General features: G+C 60.9%; 17 protein-coding genes. 11 read left to right on the top strand and 6 right to left on the bottom strand.

Going from position 1 to position 18,551, the window contains the following annotated elements; translation table 11 throughout:
• Positions 1-14: 14 nt before the first annotated feature.
• The 3 genes from ACJ8PL_RS24065 (at position 15) to fetB (ending at position 1,931) form a co-directional block, all read left to right on the top strand.
• A complete protein-coding gene (locus tag ACJ8PL_RS24065) occupies positions 15-302 on the top strand; it encodes a FaeA/PapI family transcriptional regulator (protein WP_004930885.1) in 288 nt (95 codons plus the stop codon).
• A 191-nt stretch (positions 303-493) separates the two neighbouring features.
• Positions 494-1,171 carry an iron efflux ABC transporter ATP-binding subunit FetA gene (gene fetA, locus ACJ8PL_RS24060; RefSeq protein ID WP_016930411.1) on the top strand — a complete coding sequence of 226 codons (678 nt, stop codon included), beginning with the start codon at positions 494-496 and terminating at the stop codon, positions 1,169-1,171.
• A complete protein-coding gene (gene fetB, locus ACJ8PL_RS24055; RefSeq protein WP_004930878.1) occupies positions 1,158-1,931 on the top strand; it encodes an iron efflux ABC transporter permease subunit FetB in 774 nt (257 codons plus the stop codon). Before fetA ends, fetB begins: the two co-directional genes overlap by 14 nt.
• 35 nt (positions 1,932-1,966) lie before the next feature.
• On the opposite strand, the gene ACJ8PL_RS24050 is transcribed toward fetB, so the two are convergent.
• A complete protein-coding gene (locus ACJ8PL_RS24050; RefSeq protein ID WP_016930410.1) occupies positions 1,967-2,803 on the bottom strand; it encodes a TIM barrel protein in 837 nt (278 codons plus the stop codon).
• Positions 2,804-2,835: 32 nt separating this feature from the next.
• Complete coding sequence (locus ACJ8PL_RS24045) at positions 2,836-4,278, bottom strand: sugar porter family MFS transporter (protein ID WP_016930409.1); 1,443 nt, start codon at positions 4,276-4,278, stop codon at positions 2,836-2,838.
• Between the two features lie 556 nt (positions 4,279-4,834).
• Between ACJ8PL_RS24045 and ACJ8PL_RS24040 the strand changes: the two genes are divergently transcribed.
• From ACJ8PL_RS24040 to ACJ8PL_RS24025, 4 genes are all read left to right on the top strand, one after another.
• Entirely contained in the window at positions 4,835-6,340 is a 1,506-nt protein-coding gene (locus ACJ8PL_RS24040) for a CoA-acylating methylmalonate-semialdehyde dehydrogenase (RefSeq protein WP_015379335.1), read from the top strand.
• Positions 6,341-6,417: 77 nt separating this feature from the next.
• Positions 6,418-7,239, top strand: coding sequence for a 5-deoxy-glucuronate isomerase (iolB, locus tag ACJ8PL_RS24035; RefSeq protein WP_033639188.1), 822 nt, complete (start codon positions 6,418-6,420; stop codon positions 7,237-7,239).
• Positions 7,240-7,414: 175 nt separating this feature from the next.
• Positions 7,415-7,684: a hypothetical protein gene (locus tag ACJ8PL_RS24030; RefSeq protein ID WP_004930864.1), complete on the top strand. Its 270-nt coding sequence runs from the start codon at positions 7,415-7,417 to the stop codon at positions 7,682-7,684.
• A gap of 14 nt (positions 7,685-7,698) precedes the next feature.
• Positions 7,699-8,037: a type II toxin-antitoxin system RelE/ParE family toxin gene (locus ACJ8PL_RS24025; RefSeq protein WP_004930859.1), complete on the top strand. Its 339-nt coding sequence runs from the start codon at positions 7,699-7,701 to the stop codon at positions 8,035-8,037.
• 41 nt (positions 8,038-8,078) lie between these two features.
• Here the strand turns inward: ACJ8PL_RS24025 and ACJ8PL_RS24020 are convergent, their stop codons facing one another.
• Together ACJ8PL_RS24020 and ACJ8PL_RS24015 are read right to left on the bottom strand one after the other, a co-directional pair.
• Positions 8,079-8,915, bottom strand: a complete 837-nt coding sequence (locus ACJ8PL_RS24020) for a MurR/RpiR family transcriptional regulator (protein ID WP_004930856.1) — start codon at positions 8,913-8,915, stop codon at positions 8,079-8,081.
• 203 nt (positions 8,916-9,118) lie between these two features.
• The gene (locus ACJ8PL_RS24015) at positions 9,119-11,050 is read right to left on the bottom strand and encodes a bifunctional 5-dehydro-2-deoxygluconokinase/5-dehydro-2-deoxyphosphogluconate aldolase (RefSeq protein WP_442531431.1); all 1,932 of its coding nucleotides are present in this window, start codon (positions 11,048-11,050) and stop codon (positions 9,119-9,121) included.
• Between the two features lie 548 nt (positions 11,051-11,598).
• Between ACJ8PL_RS24015 and iolD the strand changes: the two genes are divergently transcribed.
• Genes iolD through iolE form a run of 4 tightly spaced genes read left to right on the top strand, consistent with a single transcriptional unit; the run spans position 11,599 to position 16,474 of the window.
• A complete protein-coding gene (gene iolD, locus ACJ8PL_RS24010; RefSeq protein WP_048796030.1) occupies positions 11,599-13,539 on the top strand; it encodes a 3D-(3,5/4)-trihydroxycyclohexane-1,2-dione acylhydrolase (decyclizing) in 1,941 nt (646 codons plus the stop codon).
• Between the two features lie 41 nt (positions 13,540-13,580).
• A complete protein-coding gene (locus tag ACJ8PL_RS24005) occupies positions 13,581-14,594 on the top strand; it encodes a Gfo/Idh/MocA family protein (protein WP_016930405.1) in 1,014 nt (337 codons plus the stop codon).
• A 39-nt stretch (positions 14,595-14,633) separates the two neighbouring features.
• Complete coding sequence (locus tag ACJ8PL_RS24000) at positions 14,634-15,518, top strand: sugar phosphate isomerase/epimerase family protein (protein ID WP_004930845.1); 885 nt, start codon at positions 14,634-14,636, stop codon at positions 15,516-15,518.
• Between the two features lie 59 nt (positions 15,519-15,577).
• Entirely contained in the window at positions 15,578-16,474 is an 897-nt protein-coding gene (iolE, locus tag ACJ8PL_RS23995) for a myo-inosose-2 dehydratase (RefSeq protein ID WP_016930404.1), read from the top strand.
• Between the two features lie 61 nt (positions 16,475-16,535).
• Here the strand turns inward: iolE and ACJ8PL_RS23990 are convergent, their stop codons facing one another.
• Positions 16,536-17,714 (bottom strand): P1 family peptidase, encoded by a 1,179-nt coding sequence (locus ACJ8PL_RS23990; RefSeq protein ID WP_442531430.1) that lies wholly within the window; start codon positions 17,712-17,714, stop codon positions 16,536-16,538.
• Positions 17,707-18,222 carry a GNAT family N-acetyltransferase gene (locus tag ACJ8PL_RS23985; protein WP_049300445.1) on the bottom strand — a complete coding sequence of 172 codons (516 nt, stop codon included), beginning with the start codon at positions 18,220-18,222 and terminating at the stop codon, positions 17,707-17,709. Before ACJ8PL_RS23985 ends, ACJ8PL_RS23990 begins: the two co-directional genes overlap by 8 nt.
• Positions 18,223-18,551: the final 329 nt, after the last annotated feature.

Raw genomic sequence — 18,551 nt, 5'->3', positions numbered from 1 at the left:
TCAGGAGGAATGCTATGGCCAAGGCGCCGAAAACGTTTGAAAGCAGAAAATCGCTGATGCTGAATGTGTTGCAAGGATTGTGCAGGGAGCGTGTGGAAGGATCTGGGGGCCATCATCCCCCGCCGGAGCAGTGGCCGAAGACGCGCGAGCTGGCGGATAAATGCGGCGAAAATATTTATACCACCCGCACCCTGCTGCTGGCGCTGGAAAAGGAGGGTAAGGTTCACTGCACCCACCGCAGCATCAACAATTCCCTCCGCTGGTACAGCTGCGACGAACAGGCAGCGATAAAAAAAGAGTGATTCGACCCTGGCGGTCGCTTTTGACTATTCCTACAGCTAATCATTAATTAAATTTATCATTTGACGGGGCGTTTCGCTCCGTCAATCCTCCCCCTTCGTTCGCTGCCATCCGCACAGCCATTGCTAAGATGTTTTTGGCGGCCATATACTTATCGCTCAGACGGGAACAGGTGTAGGGAGCCGGCATCGTAATGAAGGAAAAGAAAGACATACTGAGATTGGATGATATTCATTATCAAATAGACAGCCAGGTGATCCTGGATTCCGTCTCTTTCACGCTGGGTGAAGGCGAGTTCAAACTGATCACCGGGCCTTCCGGTTGCGGGAAAAGCACCCTGCTGAAAATCATCTCTTCCTTAATGGATCCGACCAGCGGAAAGCTCTATTTCGACGGTCAGGCGATCGACGAGATGTCGCCGGAGGCGTATCGCAAGCAGGTCTCTTACTGCTTCCAGACGCCGTCACTGTTCGGCAATACGGTTTACGACAATCTGGCGCTGCCCTACCAGATCCGCCAGGAACCGCCAGCCGAGCGAAAAATGAAGGCCGATCTGGCGCGTTTCGGGCTGCCGGAGGCGATGCTGACCAAAAGCATCAATGAACTGTCCGGCGGGGAGAAGCAGCGGGTGTCCCTGATCCGCAACCTGCAGTTTATGCCCCGGGTGCTGTTGCTCGACGAGATCACCAGCGCGCTGGACGAGGAAAACAAACGCAACGTCAATGAGATCGTGCATCAGCTGGCGGCGGAACACCGGCTGGCGGTGCTGTGGGTGACGCACGATACCGAAGAGATAGCGCATGCGGACGAAGTGATCACCCTGCGCGCGCACGGCGCCGAGCAACAGGAGCAACAACATGAATCAGCATAACATCACCAACGAATCCTTGGGCTTGTCGATGGTGCTGGTGGTGGTCGCCATCCTGATCAGCCACCGGGAAAAGCTGGCGCTGGAAAAGGACATTATCTGGAGCATCTGCCGCGCGGTGGTGCAGCTGATCATCGTCGGCTACGTGCTGAAGTATATTTTCGACCTGGATAACGCCGTTCTCACCGTGTTGATGGTGCTCTTCATCTGCTTTAACGCGGCCTACAACGCCAAGAAACGCAGCAAGTACGTCGAACACGCGTTCGTGACGTCGTTTATCGCCATCACCACCGGCGCGGTGCTGACGTTGGCGGTGTTGGTATTGACCGGTTCCATCGAATTTACGCCGATGCAGGTGATCCCCATCTCCGGGATGATCGCCGGCAACGCCATGGTGGCGGTGGGGTTGTGCTACACCAACCTCGGCCAGCGTTTCAAAAGCGAGCAGCAGAAGATTCAGGAGATGCTCAGCCTGGGGGCGACGCCCAAGTTCGCATCGGCGGCGCTGATCCGCGACAGCATCCGCGCTTCGCTGATCCCGACCGTGGACTCGGCGAAAACCGTTGGGCTGGTCAGCCTGCCGGGCATGATGTCCGGGCTGATCTTTGCCGGCATCGACCCGGTGAAAGCGATCAAATACCAGATTATGGTGACCTTTATGCTGCTTTCCACCGCCAGCCTGTCGACCATCATCGCCTGCTATCTGGCTTACCGTAAGTTCTACAACGCGCGTCACCAACTGGTGGTCGGCAACCTGAAGTAACGCCATGAAAAACGGCCTCCGCGGAGGCCGTTTTTTTACCCTTGCAGCAGGGCGATGCTCTGGCGGATTTCCCGTTCGATATCGGCCTCGCTCCAGCCGTCCAGCTGTGAAGAGAAGGGCTCGAAGGCATAGACGCCGGTATAGCCCAGGCGTTCCAGGTTCTGCACCTGGCGGCGGCTTTCCAGCCGGTCGCCCTCGCTCAGCATAATGCGTTCTTCGTCGCTCAACGCGCCTTTATCCCGCCCGTCCTCCACGCCGGACAGATGCACCAGGCCGATCTGCGCCACCTGGATCTGCGCGTCGAAGTCGGCCTGCGTCACATCGCTCAGGTAGTGGTGGAACGTATCGAGCACGATGCGGTACGGCGCGCCCGAATCGCGGATGATCGCTTGGGTCAGCAGCGACGATCGCAACGAGCTGATGCCGAAGCCCAGCGGTTCGACGTATCCCTGCACGCCATAGCGGGCAAACAGCGGCGCCAGCAGACGCAACGCGGCGAGGGTGTCGTCCCGTTTTTGCTGCTCGCTGCGCGTGTCGTCGGCGCTGCAGTGCGGGCACAGCACCAGCGCCCGGCTGTGGATAGCCTGCGCCTGCGCCAGCAACGCTTCGGCGCGCTGCTGCAGCGCCGCCGGGTCATCCACCCGATTGAACATGCCGAGGGCGTTGATCGTGACGATTTCAATGCCGTATTGCGCGGCGAGCGCGTTGAGCTGCGCGTTACTCAGATCGTCGGTCACCTTGCCGCTGGGCATGTCGTTGCGCAGCTCAACTTTGCTGAGCCCGCAGCGTTTCACCAGGCGGAAAAAATTGTCCAGATCGAGATTCGGCGCGATCTTGCGGTTAATGCAGAAGCGGTTCAGCGCAATGGTCATGAGGCATTACTCCAGCGGTCAGGGGTGAGAGATCAGGATTTGCCGTTTTCCAGCGGCAGCGGCTTACCGTCGGGCAGGGGTTGGCGGTGGCGTTTGGCCAGCACCACCTGTTCCATTTTTTCCAGCGAGACGCCTTTGGTTTCCGGAATATAGCGGCCGATAAACCAGTAGCTGAACAGGCAGCAGGCGGCGAAGATCCACATCGGGAAGGCGCCGTGGAAATGCGAGAACAGGTAAGGGTGGTCGTTGATCATCGGGAACGACTGCGACACCGCGAAGTTGGCGACCCACATGCAGCCGACGGCGATGCTCATCCCCTGCGCGCGCATGCGGTTCGGGAAGATTTCCGATACCAGCACCCAGGCGCCGACGCCCCAGGACAGCGCATAAAACACCATGAAGAACAGCATGCCGAACAGCGCGAAATAGCCGGTGGCCTGCGTGTAGAGCGCGTACGAGGTGAGCAGCAGGCCGGCGATGGCACCCAGCGTGCCGTAACGCATCAGCGGAATGCGGCCCATGCGATCCATCAGCATGGCGCCGATGACCGAACCGACCAGCTGCAGCACGCCGATCCAGATGGTCTGGAACAGCGCTTCCTGCGCGTTTTCAGTGACGGTTTTCAGCACTACCGGCGCGTAATACATCATCACGTTGACGCCGGTGACCTGCTGCAACATGGCGATCATGCAGCCGACGAACAGAATGAACCGCACCCGCACATCGCCGTAGTTCAGCTTCCGGTGCTGCTGCTGTTGATCCTGCTGCAGCGAGTCTTTGATTTCTTTCAGCAGATTCTGCGCGTGGGCGGCGTTGGATACCTTGGTCAACATCGCCAGCGCCTGATCGTCGCGGCCCATCATCACGTTCCAGCGCGGCGATTCAGGAATGACGAATACCAGGATGCAGAACAGAATGCAGGGGATCACGCCCGAGGCGAACATCCAGCGCCAGCCCATTTCCACCAGCCAGGCTTCGCTGGCGATGCTGGCGATTTTGAAGTTGACGTAGAAAATCACGATCTGGCCGAAGACGATGGCGAATTGCTGCATGCTGAGCGCCCGCCCGCGCATGTCTTTCGGCGACACCTCCGACATGTACATCGGCGACACGGTGGCGGCAATGCCGACCGCCAGCCCGCCGATGATGCGGTAGATGACGAACCAGGTGAAGGTCGGGGCCAAGGCTGCGCCGACGGCGGACACGGTGAACAGCAGCGCCGCCAGCATCAGCGCCTTTTTACGGCCCCAGCGCGCCGCCAGCGGCCCGGCGGCGAAGGCGCCGACCACGCAGCCAATCACCACGTTGGAGACTGCCCAGCCAGTTTCGGCCGGGCTGAGATCGAAATAGGCTTTCAACGCTTCGATCGCGCCGGAGATCACGGCGGTATCGTAGCCGAACAGAATGCCGCCCAGGGCGGCGATGCCGCAAATTCGCAATATGTAGCCGGTATTGTGCTTACGCTGATATGACATGTGTTGCTCCGATTTTTATCCTGGCTTCCGTCCGCACGGTTGGGGTGTCGGGAAGGGGGCGAGCGGAAGGGTGTGAACCGTGCCTGTCATCAAGGCGATGTCGTCGATAAATGCTGGAACAAACAAGAACATTTATTTCATAATTAGTGAATAATGGAATATTGATTTTTAGATCCAGTTCAAAAAAAACCGTCACCTCTGTGCCGGGTCTCTTGGGCGAACGAGGGCGTGCGGTAACGGCGACAGGGCAGGCGCAGTGCGGGTTTTCTGTAGCAAAGTCAGTGTGTATTCCCCCAACTTTCGCCGCCGCCGTTGCGCTTTCCCTGGCACGGCAATGCAAGCGCCCGCCCGATCGACACCTCAAAATTGCGACTTCACGCACTAAAAACAAATTTTTCAAAACAATTTATTTGAAACTTTTTTTTCAATGAAATAGAGTTTGCTGCATCCGGTCAGGATTTAGCCGGCTTGCCGACGGAGTTTGGCGAGCGGGACGATTAACGCCGCGCCGCCTGGGTGTGGCCAGGCGACAGCGGACTTGAAAAGAGGGCGTGACATGAAAACCGTGGGTAACTTTATTGACGGGCAGGTGTGCCTGAGCAGCAGCAATCAAACCGTCGACGTGCACAACCCGGCCAGCGGGCAGGTTGAGCGGCGCGTTACGCAGAGCACCGCCGCCGAAGTCAAACAGGCCATCGACGTGGCCCACCGGGCGTTCGCCGACTGGTCGCGCACCACGCCGCTGCGCCGCGCGCGCATCATGTTCAATTTCAAGGCGTTGCTGGAACAGCACCGTGACGAGCTGGCCGAGCTTATCGTCAGCGAGCACGGCAAAGTGTATTCGGATGCGCTGGGCGAACTGACGCGCGGCATGGAAGTGGTCGAATTCGCCTGCGGTATCCCGCATCTGATCAAGGGCGAGTATTCGCCGGACGTCGGCAGCGGCGTCGACAGCTTCTCGCTGATGCAGCCGCTGGGCGTGGTGGCGGGCATTACCCCGTTCAACTTCCCGGCGATGGTGCCGATGTGGATGTTCCCCATCGCGCTGGCCTGCGGCAATACCTTTATCCTCAAGCCGCCGGCGCTGGTGCCTTCGGCCTCGGTGCGCCTGGCGGAGTTGCTGAAAGAAGCCGGCCTGCCGGACGGCGTGTTCAACGTGGTGCACTGCGCCAATGAAGATGCGGCGCAGCTGTGCACCGATCCGCGCATTCAGGCGGTGAGCTTCGTCGGTTCCTCCACCGTGGCGGAACATATCTATACCACCGCCAGCGCACACGGCAAGCGGGTACAGGCCTTCGGCGCGGCGAAAAACCAGGCGATCGTCATGCCGGACGCCGATCTGGACGCCACGGTCAACGCGTTGATGGGCGGCGCGTTCGGCTCTGCCGGCGAGCGCTGCATGGCGCTGCCGATCGCCGTGGTGGTCGGTGACGATACCGCTGACAAACTGATCGCCAAACTGAAGCCGCTGATCGCGCAGCTCCGCGTCGGGCCGGGCTTGCAGCAGGGTGGCGAAGAGAATGAAATGGGGCCGCTGGTGTCGTCCGCCCATCAGAAAAAGGTGCTGGGCTACATCGATCTGGGCGTGGAAGAAGGCGCCACCCTGGTGGCCGACGGCCGCAATTATCAGGTGCCGGGCTACCCTGAAGGCTACTACGTCGGCGGCACGCTGTTCGACCATGTGAAGCCGAACATGCGCATCTACCGCGAAGAGATCTTCGGGCCGGTGCTGGGCATCGTGCGGGTGCCGGACTATCGCACCGCCATCGACACGGTCAACGGTCACGAGTTTGGCAACGGCAGCGCCATCTTTACCGGCAGCGGCCACTACGCGCGTCAGTTCGTGCAGGAAGTGCAGGCCGGGATGGTCGGCGTCAACGTGCCGGTGCCGGTGCCGATGGCGTTCCACAGCTTCGGCGGCTGGAAGCGCTCGGTGTTCGGCGCGTTGAACGTGCACGGCACCGACGGCGTGCGCTTCTACACGCGCATGAAGACCGCCACCGCGCGCTGGCCGGCCGGGCAGCAGACGGTGTCCGAATTCAGCATGCCGACGCTGGGCTAAGCGATCGCAGAGTATGAGCGGGCCGTTGCTCCTTTGGGGCAGCGGCCTTTGCACGGGGAGTTAACAGGAGAATCGAAATGTCTTCACTGCTTGCCAAATGTCAGGCGCCGAACGCCGAGGGGCGTATCCAGCACGTGACGCCGGAAAATGCCGGTTGGGGCTATGTCGGCTTTGACGTTTACCGCCTGGCCGCCGGGCAGTCGCTGCAGTTGGAATGCGGTGGCAGGGAACTGTGTCTGGTGCTGGTGGCCGGTATCGCCTCCGTCGCCACGCTGCGCGCCGAATACCCGCATATCGGCAAACGCATGAGCCCGTTCGAGCGCACGCCGCCTTACGCGGTGTACGTGCCGCACCACGATCGCATCGACGTGCGGGCAGAAACCGATCTGGAGTTGGCGGTGTGCAGCGCGCCCGGCAGCGGCCACCTGCCTTCACGGCTGATCACGCCGGCGGAAATCGGCGTGGAGCGGCGCGGCAAGGGGCGCAACCAGCGGTTGGTGCACAACATTCTGCCGGACAGCGAGCCGGCAGACAGTCTGCTGGTGGTGGAGGTTTACACCGACGAGGGCAACACCAGCTCCTACCCGAGCCACAAGCACGATCAAGAAGACTCGCCGGACGAAACCTATCTCGAAGAGACGTACTATCACCGCATTCAGCCGGAGCAAGGGTTCTGCATGCAGCGCGTCTATACCGACGATCGCACGCTCGACGAATGCATGCCGGTCTACAATCGCGACGTGGTGAAAGTGCCGCGCGGTTATCACCCGGTGGCGACCCTGGCGGGTTACGACAACTATTACCTTAACGTGATGGCCGGGCCGGTGCGGCAGTGGAAATTCACCTGGGAAAAAGACCACGCCTGGATTAACGGCGACGGCTATCCCGCCGCGCAATAAGCGCTTGAGGCCCGGCTTGCCGGGCTTTCTCTTTAATAAGGGTATAAATTTGACCTAAATTTGCCCTCTATCTTGCTCAAATGATAACCTGTCCGCACGCGATTGCTCCCTGGCTGAGTGAATCTAACGAACCGCTGTTATGCAGTGAGAATGCCGGTACACAGGAGGAAAAATTATGACAACCACCATGTCTCAAAAAGCGGCGCGCGAAGGATTAGGTTCGCCCGATCTGTTTGAAGGCGGGGTTTACGTCACAAAAAATGGTGTTGCCGAGCTGTTTGTACAAACGGCGGCTGAGAGAGAGGCCGAAATACGGGAACGCAATCTCGAGCGCCAGTCCAACGCGTTGTTGAAACTGACTATGATGGCGAAGCAAGAGATTAAAAATCAGCGCGGTCTGTCGCCCGAAGAAACCTTGCAGCGGCTGCGTGACGCGCGGAAATAGACCCGAGGTGCAGGATGCCCCAGGAAATACGTTTTACCGTCGCGCCGGCGGCGGAATGGAGCCTGAAAGACATCGAGTCTTATAAGAGCGGAACGATAGGGGCCGTCGCAGCCGGGATGTTCGTGGACAATCTGTTGTTATCGTCCCTCGCGGCAATTGCCGACGATCCCGCCCGCTACCGCTTCAACGCCGTGCTGGCGGGCATGGGAGTGCGGTTGCACGAACGATTGGATCCCGACAGCGAATACCGCGTCATCTATGACTACGACGGCCAAACGGTGGAGATTCTGCTTTTCATCAGCATGAAGCAGGATCTGGAAAGCGCGCTCTACCGCTATTTGTTGCTGCAATAATCCCGCCGCGCCCGAGCCTGTCGGGCGCGTTCACATCCGCCTTACTCGTCCCGGGCGTTATTCAGCGCCAGCGAGACCGCCAGCGTCTGCGCCAGACACATCGAGGCCACCTGCGAACGGAACCCGTCCACCTGCGCTTCGCGCACCACGAAACAGACGTCGCTGAAGGCGGCCAGCGGGCTGACCTGGCTGTCGGTGATGGCGATCTGTTGCGCGCCGCGCTTGGCGCCCAATTCCACCAGTTCCACCGCCTCGCGGGCGTACGGCGAATAGCTGATGGCGATCACCACGTCCTTCGGTTTCACCATGCTCAGCTGTTCGGTAAACATCCCGCCCAGCCCGTCAATCAGAAACGCGCGGCGCTCCAGATGGCGCAGCGCATAGGTAAGGTAGGAAGCGACGCTGAACGAGCGGCGCAGGCCGATCACGTAGATGTTTTCAGCGTTGTTGAGCAGCTCGACGGCGCGATCCAACTGCTCGGGGGCGATCTGCATCGCCAGCTGCTGCAGCGCCTGCGCGTTGACCATGGTGAATACGTTGAGAATCTCCGCCGGCTTCTCCGGCGCGACGTTGTCGTCGGTGGAGGTTTGGCGGAACAGGCGTGCGCGCTCGGTATAGTTCACCGTTTCTTCCATCAGATGCTGACGGAACACCTGCTTCATTTCGTTGAAGCCGCTGAAGCCGAAGGCGTTGGCGAAACGGATCAGGGTGGAAGGCGGCACGCTGGCCTGTGCGGCGATGGAGGCAACGGTATCGAAAGCGATGCTGTTACTGTTATCCAAAATATAGCGCGCCACCTGCTTCAAACGCTTGCTCAGCGTTTCATAACGGTGGCGGATCTCGTCCTGTAACAGCGAAAGTTGAGTTGGGTTGTTCATCCATTCGGCTCGCAGTGGGGTGAAGGCGCATTGGCCTGACGCCTGAAATATTGACAGGGTATTTTAACAGACGGAGCGGAAATTTCATTTCCTCAAAAAGCGATTTATTCGATTGCACATTGCGCGACTTCACAGAAAATGGGCAAAAAAATCCCCTTAAAGCGGCGAAATGGCCTTAAGGGGACGTGAACCTGCTGTGGCTGTCAGTGCGCGCCGCCCGCCTGCGGACGGTACTGGCGCCAGTAACCGATCAGCGTCAGGTATTTTTGTTTCACCTGCTCGATCAGGGCCGCGTCGTCGATTTCCCCCTGCAGCCAGCGGCGCGAAGGTTGGCCGAAAATGGTGCGGCCGACGGCGAAACCTTTGACCCAGCGCGCATCCGCGGCGGCGGCAAAGCCCGCCTTCAGCACCGCCTCCGGGGAGTCGAGCCCCAGGATCAGCACGCCGCGGCAGTCGGGATCGCAGGCGTCGATCAGCGCGCCGACCCGCTGCCAGTTTTCCGCGCTCAGCGGCGGCAGTTTCCACCAGTCCGGCTGAATGCCCAACTGGTAGAAGTGTTCAATCATCTCCAGGTAATAGCGTTCGTCTTTGTCGGCGTTGCTGTCCGGCAGGATCACCTCCAGCAGCAGTTCGTGGCCGGATTTGCAGCAGCCGCGGTAGACGTCGGCGATCAGCGCATCCTGTTCGCGGCGCAGTTCTGCCGCGTCGTGCGGATGATAAAACACCAGGCACTTCACCACGTGCTCCTGCGGCCAGTCGATCAATTGCGAGCCAATATTGCCGTGCTCCAGGCGCAGCGGGCGCGAGCTGGGCAGCTCCACCGGCCGGCCAATCCACCATCCCTGACCGGTGATTTCGTTCAGCGCCGCCTGCCCGTAGGTGGTGTCGGCCAGAATGCCGCTGTTGCCGTCGAGGCCGGCCTGCGCGGCAGCCTGTTGCGCCGCGGTGAGCAGCAGGGTCTTCAGGCGCGGAATGCGTTCCTCGCCGACGCCGGCTTCGCGCGCCATGTCCGCCAGCTGCTTGCGGTGATCGAAGGCGAACACGCACAGTTCCGGCCACTGTTGCTTGCGGGTGGTGACCCGGTGCAGGTGGTTCAGACGTGCGTCGCGGTCCGGGCGCGTGACCTGTTGTTCACGCTGCAGGTAGTCGTCCAGCTCCCGTTTGGTCGGCATCGCCGGCGCGCAGCCGTGGCGCGAAACCACCAATGCGCCGCAGGCGTTGGCGTAGCGGCAGGCCTGCTCCCAGCCTTCATCGTTCAGGTAACCGCGCAGCAACCCGGACATAAAGGCGTCGCCGGCCCCCAGCACGTTCAGCACCTCCACCCGCACGCCGGCGTGCAGCTTCACCTGTTCCCAGTCGTCGGCGATGTCATCTTCGAACACCGAGCAGCCCTGCGCGCCGCGCTTGCACACCAGCGTGGCCGCCGTGGCCCGGCGCACGTTTTTCAGCGCCGTCAGCGTGTCGGTGCTGCCGCCGGCGATATGAAATTCCTCTTCAGTGCCGACGATCAGATCGAAATGGTGCAGCACCTCCTGCAGTTCGCGGGTCACCTGGTCTGATTCCACAAAGCGGGTTTCGCCGTCGCCCAGCGACGTCAGCCCCCACAGTACCGGGCGGTAATCGATGTCGAGCGCGGTGCGCAGGCCGTGGCGGCGCGCATACTCCAGCGCCTTCAGCACCGCGGCGCGGGTGTTCGGGTGCGACAGGTGCGTGCCAGTGATGGCCAGCGCGCGCGCGGAGGCGATGTAGGCCTCGTCGATGTCGTCCGGCGTCAGCGCCATGTCCGCGCAGTTTTCGCGGTAGAAGATCAGCGGGAAGGTTTCCTGATCCTTGATGCCGAGGATCACCAGGCCGGTTAATCGTTGCTTGTCGGTGATCAGACAGCGGGTATCGGCCCCGACGCGCTGCAGCTCTTCACGCAGAAAGCGGCCCATGTGTTCATCGCCGACGCGGGCCAGCATGCCGGATTTCAACCCCTGAATGGCGGTGCCGTAGGCCACGTTGCCGGAAGAGCCGCCGAGGTATTTGGCGAATGTGCCGGCGTCTTCCAGACGCGCGCCGATCTGCTGAGCATAGAAATCGACGGCGATGCGCCCGAGACAAATGACATCAAGCTGTTTTTGTTGTGTAGCCATACCCGTTTCCTTCTGTTTAAGCAAAACTCCGGCGGCGGCCCGAGCGTGGCGCCCTGCAGGAAGCATGGGGACAGTATGGGGAATGAAAATTTCAATTTCAATATGAAATGAAATTTATACCCCAAAAATGTGATGCGTTTAAAACATCGACAGAGGCGTGGGAAAAGGCGGTGAACCGGCTGGATAAGGGCCGCCGAGGCCGTACATAAAAGGGGGGTGAGGGCAGGGTAAAAGGCTGTCAGCCCATGTGCCAACGACTTTTATCGGCCGGTGCGCGGCACGAAGCCCATGAAGGCTGAACCACGAGATGAAACGCGCTTTTCATGTAATATGCGATCTTTATCGCAAAATGAAATGTTTCTTCTGTAATGTGATTTTATGAAAAATATATTTGTTTATAATCGCTTCACGTTTCAGGTTGTCGACTTCGTGAGCAGCGCGGGCATCGTCTGCTCAAGATAATAGCTGCCGCCGCGTAACACAAACACGGGATTGTCGGCTCGGCATGAGCGCTTTCCGGGGCGGCCCTCAATCTAAAGGGTGAGTAAATGGGCAAGATCAGGTTAACCATGGCGCAGGCGCTCGTCAGATTTCTCGATAACCAGTATCTGCTGGCCGACGGCGTGGAAACCAAATTCGTCGCGGGCATTTTCGCGATTTTCGGCCACGGCAACGTGCTGGGGCTGGGGCAGGCGCTGGAACAGGATAGCGGCGATCTGCGGGTGCACCAGGGCCGCAACGAGCAGGGGATGGCCCATGCGGCGATCGGCTTCGCCAAACAGAAGCTGCGCCGGCAAATTTACGCCTGCACCTCATCGGTCGGCCCCGGCGCCGCCAATATGATCACCGCCGCCGCCACCGCCACCGCTAACCGCATCCCTTTATTGCTGCTGCCGGGCGACGTTTACGCTTCTCGCCAGCCGGATCCGGTGTTGCAGCAAATCGAACAGTCTTACGATCTCAGCATCAGCACCAACGACGCGTTCCGTGCGGTGAGCAAATACTGGGATCGCATCGTGCGCCCGGAACAGCTGATGAGCGCCTGCATCAATGCGATGCGCGTGTTGACCGATCCGGCGGAAACCGGCGCGGTGACGCTGTGTCTGCCGCAGGACGTGCAGGGTGAAGCCTACGACTATCCCGACTATTTCTTCCAAAAACGCGTGCATCGGCTCGATCGCCGCCCGGCGACCGAGGGCATGTTGGCGGACGCCTTGGCGCTGCTGACGGCCAAACGCAAACCGCTGCTGGTGTGCGGCGGCGGCGTGAAATACTCGCAGGCCGGGCGGGCGCTGCGCGAATTCGCCGAGCGCTTCGGCATTCCGTTCGCCGAGACCCAGGCCGGCAAAGGCGCGGTGCCGAGCGACCATGAATTCAACCTCGGCGGCATCGGCGAAACCGGCTGCCTGGCGGCCAACACGCTGGCCCGACAGGCCGATTTGGTGATCGGCGTCGGCACCCGCTACACCGATTTCACCACCTCGTCCAAATGGCTGTTCCAACATCCGAGCGTCAGCTTCCTCAACGTCAACGTCAGCGCCTTCGACGCCGGCAAGCTTGACGGCGTGCAGGTGCTGGCGGACGCCCGCGAGGCGCTGAGCGAACTGGGCGCACGGCTGGCGCAGGCCGATTATCGCGCCGGCTGGGGCGACGCCATCGCCGCGGCGCGCAGCGCGCAGCATGAAGAGACCGAGCGGGTTTACGCGGTGGAATACAGCGGCGCAGGCTTTGTGCCGGAGATCGACGATCACCTCGATCGCGAGCGGGTGTTCGCCGAATTTATCGCTCAGACCGACTCGGCGATGACGCAAAGCCGGGTGCTGGGGGTGCTGAACCGCGAACTGCCGCCGGACAGCGTGATCGTCGCCGCCGCCGGCAGCCTGCCGGGCGACCTGCAGCGGGTGTGGCACAACCGCGGCGAGCACGGTTACCACGTGGAATACGGCTACTCCTGCATGGGGTACGAGGTGAACGCCGCATTGGGGGTCAAGCTGGCCGAGCCGCAGCGTGAGGTGTACGCGATGGTGGGTGACGGCGCGTTCATGATGCTGCATTCCGAGCTGGTCACCTCGATTCAGGAAGGCTGCAAGATCAACGTGGTGCTGTTCGACAACATGACCAACGGCTGCATCAACAACCTGCAGATGGAACATGGCATGGACAGTTACACCACCGAATTCCGCTTCCGCAATCCAGAGGGCGGCAAGCTCGACGGCAAACTGGTGCCGGTCGATTTCGCCATGCTGGCGGCGGCTTACGGCTGCAAAACCTATCGCGTCACCACCGAGCAGCAGCTGCTTGATGCGCTGGCCGACGCCCGCAGGCAGACCGTGTCCACGCTGCTCGACATCAAGGTGCTGCCGAAGACCATGGTGCACAAATATCTCAGCTGGTGGCGCGTGGGCGGCGCTCAGGTGGCCGACAGCGAGAAAATCGTCGAAGTGGCGCGCAAGCTGCAGGAAAACATCGATAAGGCGCGCGATTACTGATTCGTTTTCGAACACAACACACTTTCCAGAGGGTAGCGAAAATGACATTGAACATTGGGGTTATCGGCACCGGCGCTATCGGCCGCGATCATATCCGTCGCTGCAGCAAAGTTTTGCAGGGCGCCCGCGTCGTGGCGGTGAACGACATCAATCGCGACAACGCCGCCAAGGTGGTGAGCGATCTGCAGCTGGATGCGCGGGTGTATGACAACGGCCACGATCTGATCAAGGCCGCCGACGTGCAGGCGGTGCTGGTCACCTCCTGGGGGCCGAGTCATGAAGAGTTCGTGCTGGCGGCCATCGCCGCCGGCAAACCGGTATTCTGCGAGAAGCCGCTGGCGGTGACCGCGCAGGGCTGCAGAAACATCGTCGACGCCGAAGCGAAGCACGGCAAGCGGCTGGTGCAGGTCGGCTTTATGCGCCCCTATGACCAGGGCTATCGCGCGCTGAAACAGGTGCTGACCAGCGGCCAGATCGGCGAGCCGCTGATGCTGCACTGCGCGCACCGCAATCCGACGGTCGGCGAGGCCTACACCACCGATATGGCGATCACCGACACCCTGATCCACGAAATCGACGTGCTGCGCTGGCTGCTCGACGACGACTATGTGTCGGTGCAGGTGGTGTTCCCGCGCAAGAGCCCGAAGGCGTTCCCGCACCTGAAAGATCCGCAAATTGTGCTGTTTGAAACCGCCAAAGGGACGCGCATCGACGTCGAAATCTTCGTCAACTGCCAGTACGGCTATGACATTCAGTGTGAAGTGGTAGGGGAAACCGGCATCGCCAAACTGCCGGAGCCGTCCTCGGTGCAGATGCGCAGCGGCGCCCGCCTGTCGACCGAAATCCTGACCGATTGGAAGGATCGCTTTATCGACGCCTATGACGTCGAGCTGCAGGGGTTCATCAACGACGTGGCCGCGGGCAAATTGACCGGCCCTTCCGCCTGGGACGGCTACGCCGCCGCCGTGACCGCTGACGCCTGCGTGGCCGCCCAGCTCAGCGGCGAGATCGTGCCGGTGACCCTGCCGGCGCGCCCGGCGTTTTACGGCAAATAACCGCTCGCAGCGCGTACCCATGATTGTAGAGGAGTGACCATGAAGATCGCTTTTGATGTCGACGTTATCCGGGATTTGGGCGTCACCAAAATGGTTCAGCAGGTGGCGGACTGGGGCTACAAATACATCGAGCAGTCGCCGCACCCGCAGATCAACCCGTTTTACAAACATCCGAAGGCCAGCCGCGAAATCATGGCGGAGTATAAAAATGCCCTGAAAGCGACCGGCGTGGAGATCTCCTCATTTATCGTGGTGTATCGCTGGTCCGGTCCGGGGGAAGATCGCCGCCAGGCGGCGGTCAAAAACTGGCGGCGGATGATCGAAATTGCGGTGGAAATGGGCGTGCAGGTGATCAACACCGAACTGGCCGGCAATCCCAACGAACCGGAGATCTGCGAGGAGCTGTGGTATCGCTCGATGGAGGAGCTGCTGCCGATCGTTGAGCGCGAGGGTATTCGTATGGAGATCCAGTCGCACCCGTGGGACTTCTGCGAGCTGAGCAACGAAACCGCCGATCTGGTGAAGTCGCTGCGCAGCGACCACGTCAAATACCTCTACAGCGTGCCGCACACCTTCTACTACGACAAGGGGCAGGGTGACGTAGCCGGCATGCTGCAGTACGCCGGAGACGATCTGTCCCACGTGCTGATCGCCGACACCATGAATCACACCAAGCATTGCCGTTATATCGTCAACCCGCCGGGCGTTGACGCCGCGGTGCACCAGCACGTCGGCATCGGCGAAGGCGAGGTGAATTTCGACGCCCTGTTCCAGACGCTGCGCGATATGGAATTTGCCAACCGCAGCTTCAAGGTCGGCGGCGAATCGATCATCTGCACCTCGCTGTTCGGCTACCCGGAAAAGATGCCGAGCCAGGCGGTGGCGACCAGAGAACGCATCGAAAGAGAGCTGTTGGGCAAATAATCTGATTCGGCTCGCCGGCGGCGTTTGTACCGGCGGCCCTGCAAGGACCGAGGCAAACCATGAATAAAGACAACGTGAAATTGGCCATTGCGCCGATCGGCTGGACCAACGACGACATGCCCGATCTGGGCAAGGAAAACACCTTCCAGCAGTGCGTTAGTGAAATGGCGCTGGCCGGTTTCACCGGCAGCGAAGTGGGCAGCAAATACCCGCGCGATCCGGCGGTGCTGAAACCGATGCTGGATATTCGCGGCATCCAGATCTGCAACGCCTGGTTCAGCACCTTTTTCGCCGACGGCCAGAAAGACAAAACCATTGATGAATTTATCAACCACATGAATTTCCTGCATGCCATGGGCGCCAGGGTGATTGGCTGCTCCGAGCAGAGCAAGAGCATTCAGGGCACCACCAAAGGCGTGTTCGAAGAGAAGCCGTATTTCAGCGATGAAGAGTGGCGGCGGGTGGCCGACGGTTACAACGAGTTGGCGAAGATCGCCGCCGATAAAGGCATGCAGGTGTGCCTGCACCACCACATGGGCACCGGCATTCAGACCACGGCCGAAATCGATCGCTACATGAGCATGGTCAACGACGACGTTTATCTGCTGTTCGATACCGGCCACGCCTACTATTCGGAAGGCAGCCAACAGGCGATGATGGCGATCCTGGAGAAGTATCTGCCGCGCATCAACCATGTCCACCTGAAGGACGTGCGCGATGAGGTGGTGGCGGAAGTGAAGGCCAACAAGCTGAGTTTCCTCGATGGCGTGAAGAAGGGCACCTTCACCGTGCCGGGTGATGGCGTGATCGATTTCAGACCGGTGTTCAAGCTGCTGGACGAGCGCGGTTACAAAGGGTGGATGGTGGTGGAGGCCGAGCAGGACCCGGCGCTGGCCAACCCGTTCGAGTATGCGGTGAAGGCGCGCCGTTATATTCGGGAAACCGCCGGCATTTAGGCGGCGAGGGGCAATAGAGATCGAGGGGCGCCGCCGGCGCCCCTTTTTTGATGGCGGCGCGTTAGCCGCCGAGCGTTTGCCAGGTTGTGACCTGGCTGCCCGGCCACGGGGTGGCGGCGTATACGCCACGGGCGATCGCCCGAGCGAGGGTGTCCGCCGCCAGCGCGCCGATCTGCAGCACCGCCAGTTCACGGCTGCCCTGCACCTCGCGCTGCCCGGTGGACAGGGCGAACACCACGTCGCCGTCAAATGGGCTGTGTAGCGGGCGGATGGCGCGCGCCATGCCGTCTTGCGCCATGATGGCCACCCGTTTCAACTCCACCCGCGTCAGCGCCAGGTCGGTGGCGATGCAGGCCAGGGTGGTGTTCTTTCTGCCGCCCTGCGGCTCTCGCACCATCCCGTCTTCGCCCTGCGCGCGCAGCTGCGCCAGAGCCGCCGCGCCGCCGTTGCCGAATTCACCATCGATTTCATAGGGCGTCGCCCAGAAGGCGCGGGTGCCGGGCGCTACCACCGCACCTAGGCTGTTGACCGCCACCAGTGCGCCGACGGTAGCGCCATTGGCGGCAACGATCGATGCCGAACCGAGCCCGCCTTTCAGCTTGCCCATGCCGGTCATGGCGCCGTAGCCGGCGCCGACGGTGCCCAGCGGAAAGTCCAGGCCGGCCTTGCCGACCGCGTCGATGCCCAGTTGGCGATACGGCGGCGTGAGCTGCCAGTTTTTATCGCCGCCGTTGGCCAGGTCGTACAGGCAGGCGGTGGGCACGATAGGTGAGACCGGCACGCCGGGAGCCGGCCGCAGCGCATAGCCTCTGCCTTGTAGCCCGAGCCAGGCCGCGACGCCGTCCGCCGCCGCCAGGCCGTATACCGAACCGCCGCTGAACGTCAGCGCATCGATGGTCTGTACCAAATTGTCCTCACCCAGCGCGTCGGTTTCACGGGTGGCGGGGCCGCCGCCGCGCACGTCCACGGCGGCAATCGCCGGGCCGTTCGGCAGGATCACCGTCGCGCCGGTGCGCACCCGGCTGTCCTGCGCCACGCCGACCTTCAGGCCGGGTACATCGGTAATCAGGTTGCGGGCGCCAGGGCGCCCGGCGGCGGAAGTTGGCATAGCGGCACCTAATGGGGTGAAGGGGGGGAACATGCCGGCGGCGGTCAGGCCGGCCAGCGCGTGTAAAAAGGTTCGGCGGTTGATATTCAGGGGCCGGCGCAGCGGCCCCTGCGGGGGGATGATATCACGCATCGGCGCGCGGCTGCCCGGAGCGAAAACGCGCCATATGGTAGGCATCGACCAGCACGCCGTCGCGCATGGCGAAAGCGCGGCTGGTGCCTTCAATCTCAAAACCGAACTTGCGATACAGCGCGATGGCCGCCGGGTTGTCGGTAAACACCGTCAGTTCGATGCGCTCGATGGCCGCCCAGTTGTCGCACAGGTCGATCATCGCCTGCATCAGGCGGCTGCCGACGCCTTTACCGTGGTAGCGCGGATCGACGCCGATGCCGAAAGTGGCCACGTGGCGGCGGCGCACGCGCTGATTCAGCATCACGGCTAACTGACCGACAAGCTGTCCGTCAACGAAGGCTGCCAGGTTATGCGTGCCCGGTTCGGGATTGGCGAGGCGTTTATGCCACAGGTCGACTGTCGGTAGCGGTAGGTGCAGCGTATCGCGGTAGACGGGCATCTGAGAATAAAGATGATGCAGGGCCTGCGCATCCGATGTTTCCACGTGGCGTATCGCGATCTCGCTCATCTCGCTGCTCCTTTTGCTTACCGGTTGAATAACCTCTGAATTTATCCGTTTACTGCCTTGAGTCAATATTATTTCAACGGGTCAAAAAAAACGCTTTACAGGTGCGAATGATAATGATTATTATTGCGATGCGTTCCGGGGAGGGCATCAACCCTTGATACTCTCGCTGCGAAGGCACGACATTGCTCACATTGCTTCCAGTGTTTACTTAGCCAGCTCGGGTGCTGGCTTTTTTTTTTGCCCTTTTTCAGCCGGTTCCGTTTTCAACAAATCCGCTGCCCATTCGCTGTTTCATTCCATCGAAATTTTTGAACAGAGGCATGAGTTTT

It is taken from the genome of Serratia sp. CY83965, from assembly GCF_052166375.1.
Lineage (GTDB): Bacteria > Pseudomonadota > Gammaproteobacteria > Enterobacterales > Enterobacteriaceae > Serratia > Serratia marcescens.
Note: the sequence above shows the minus strand (reverse complement) of the source record. Positions and strands in the feature narration are given on the sequence as shown.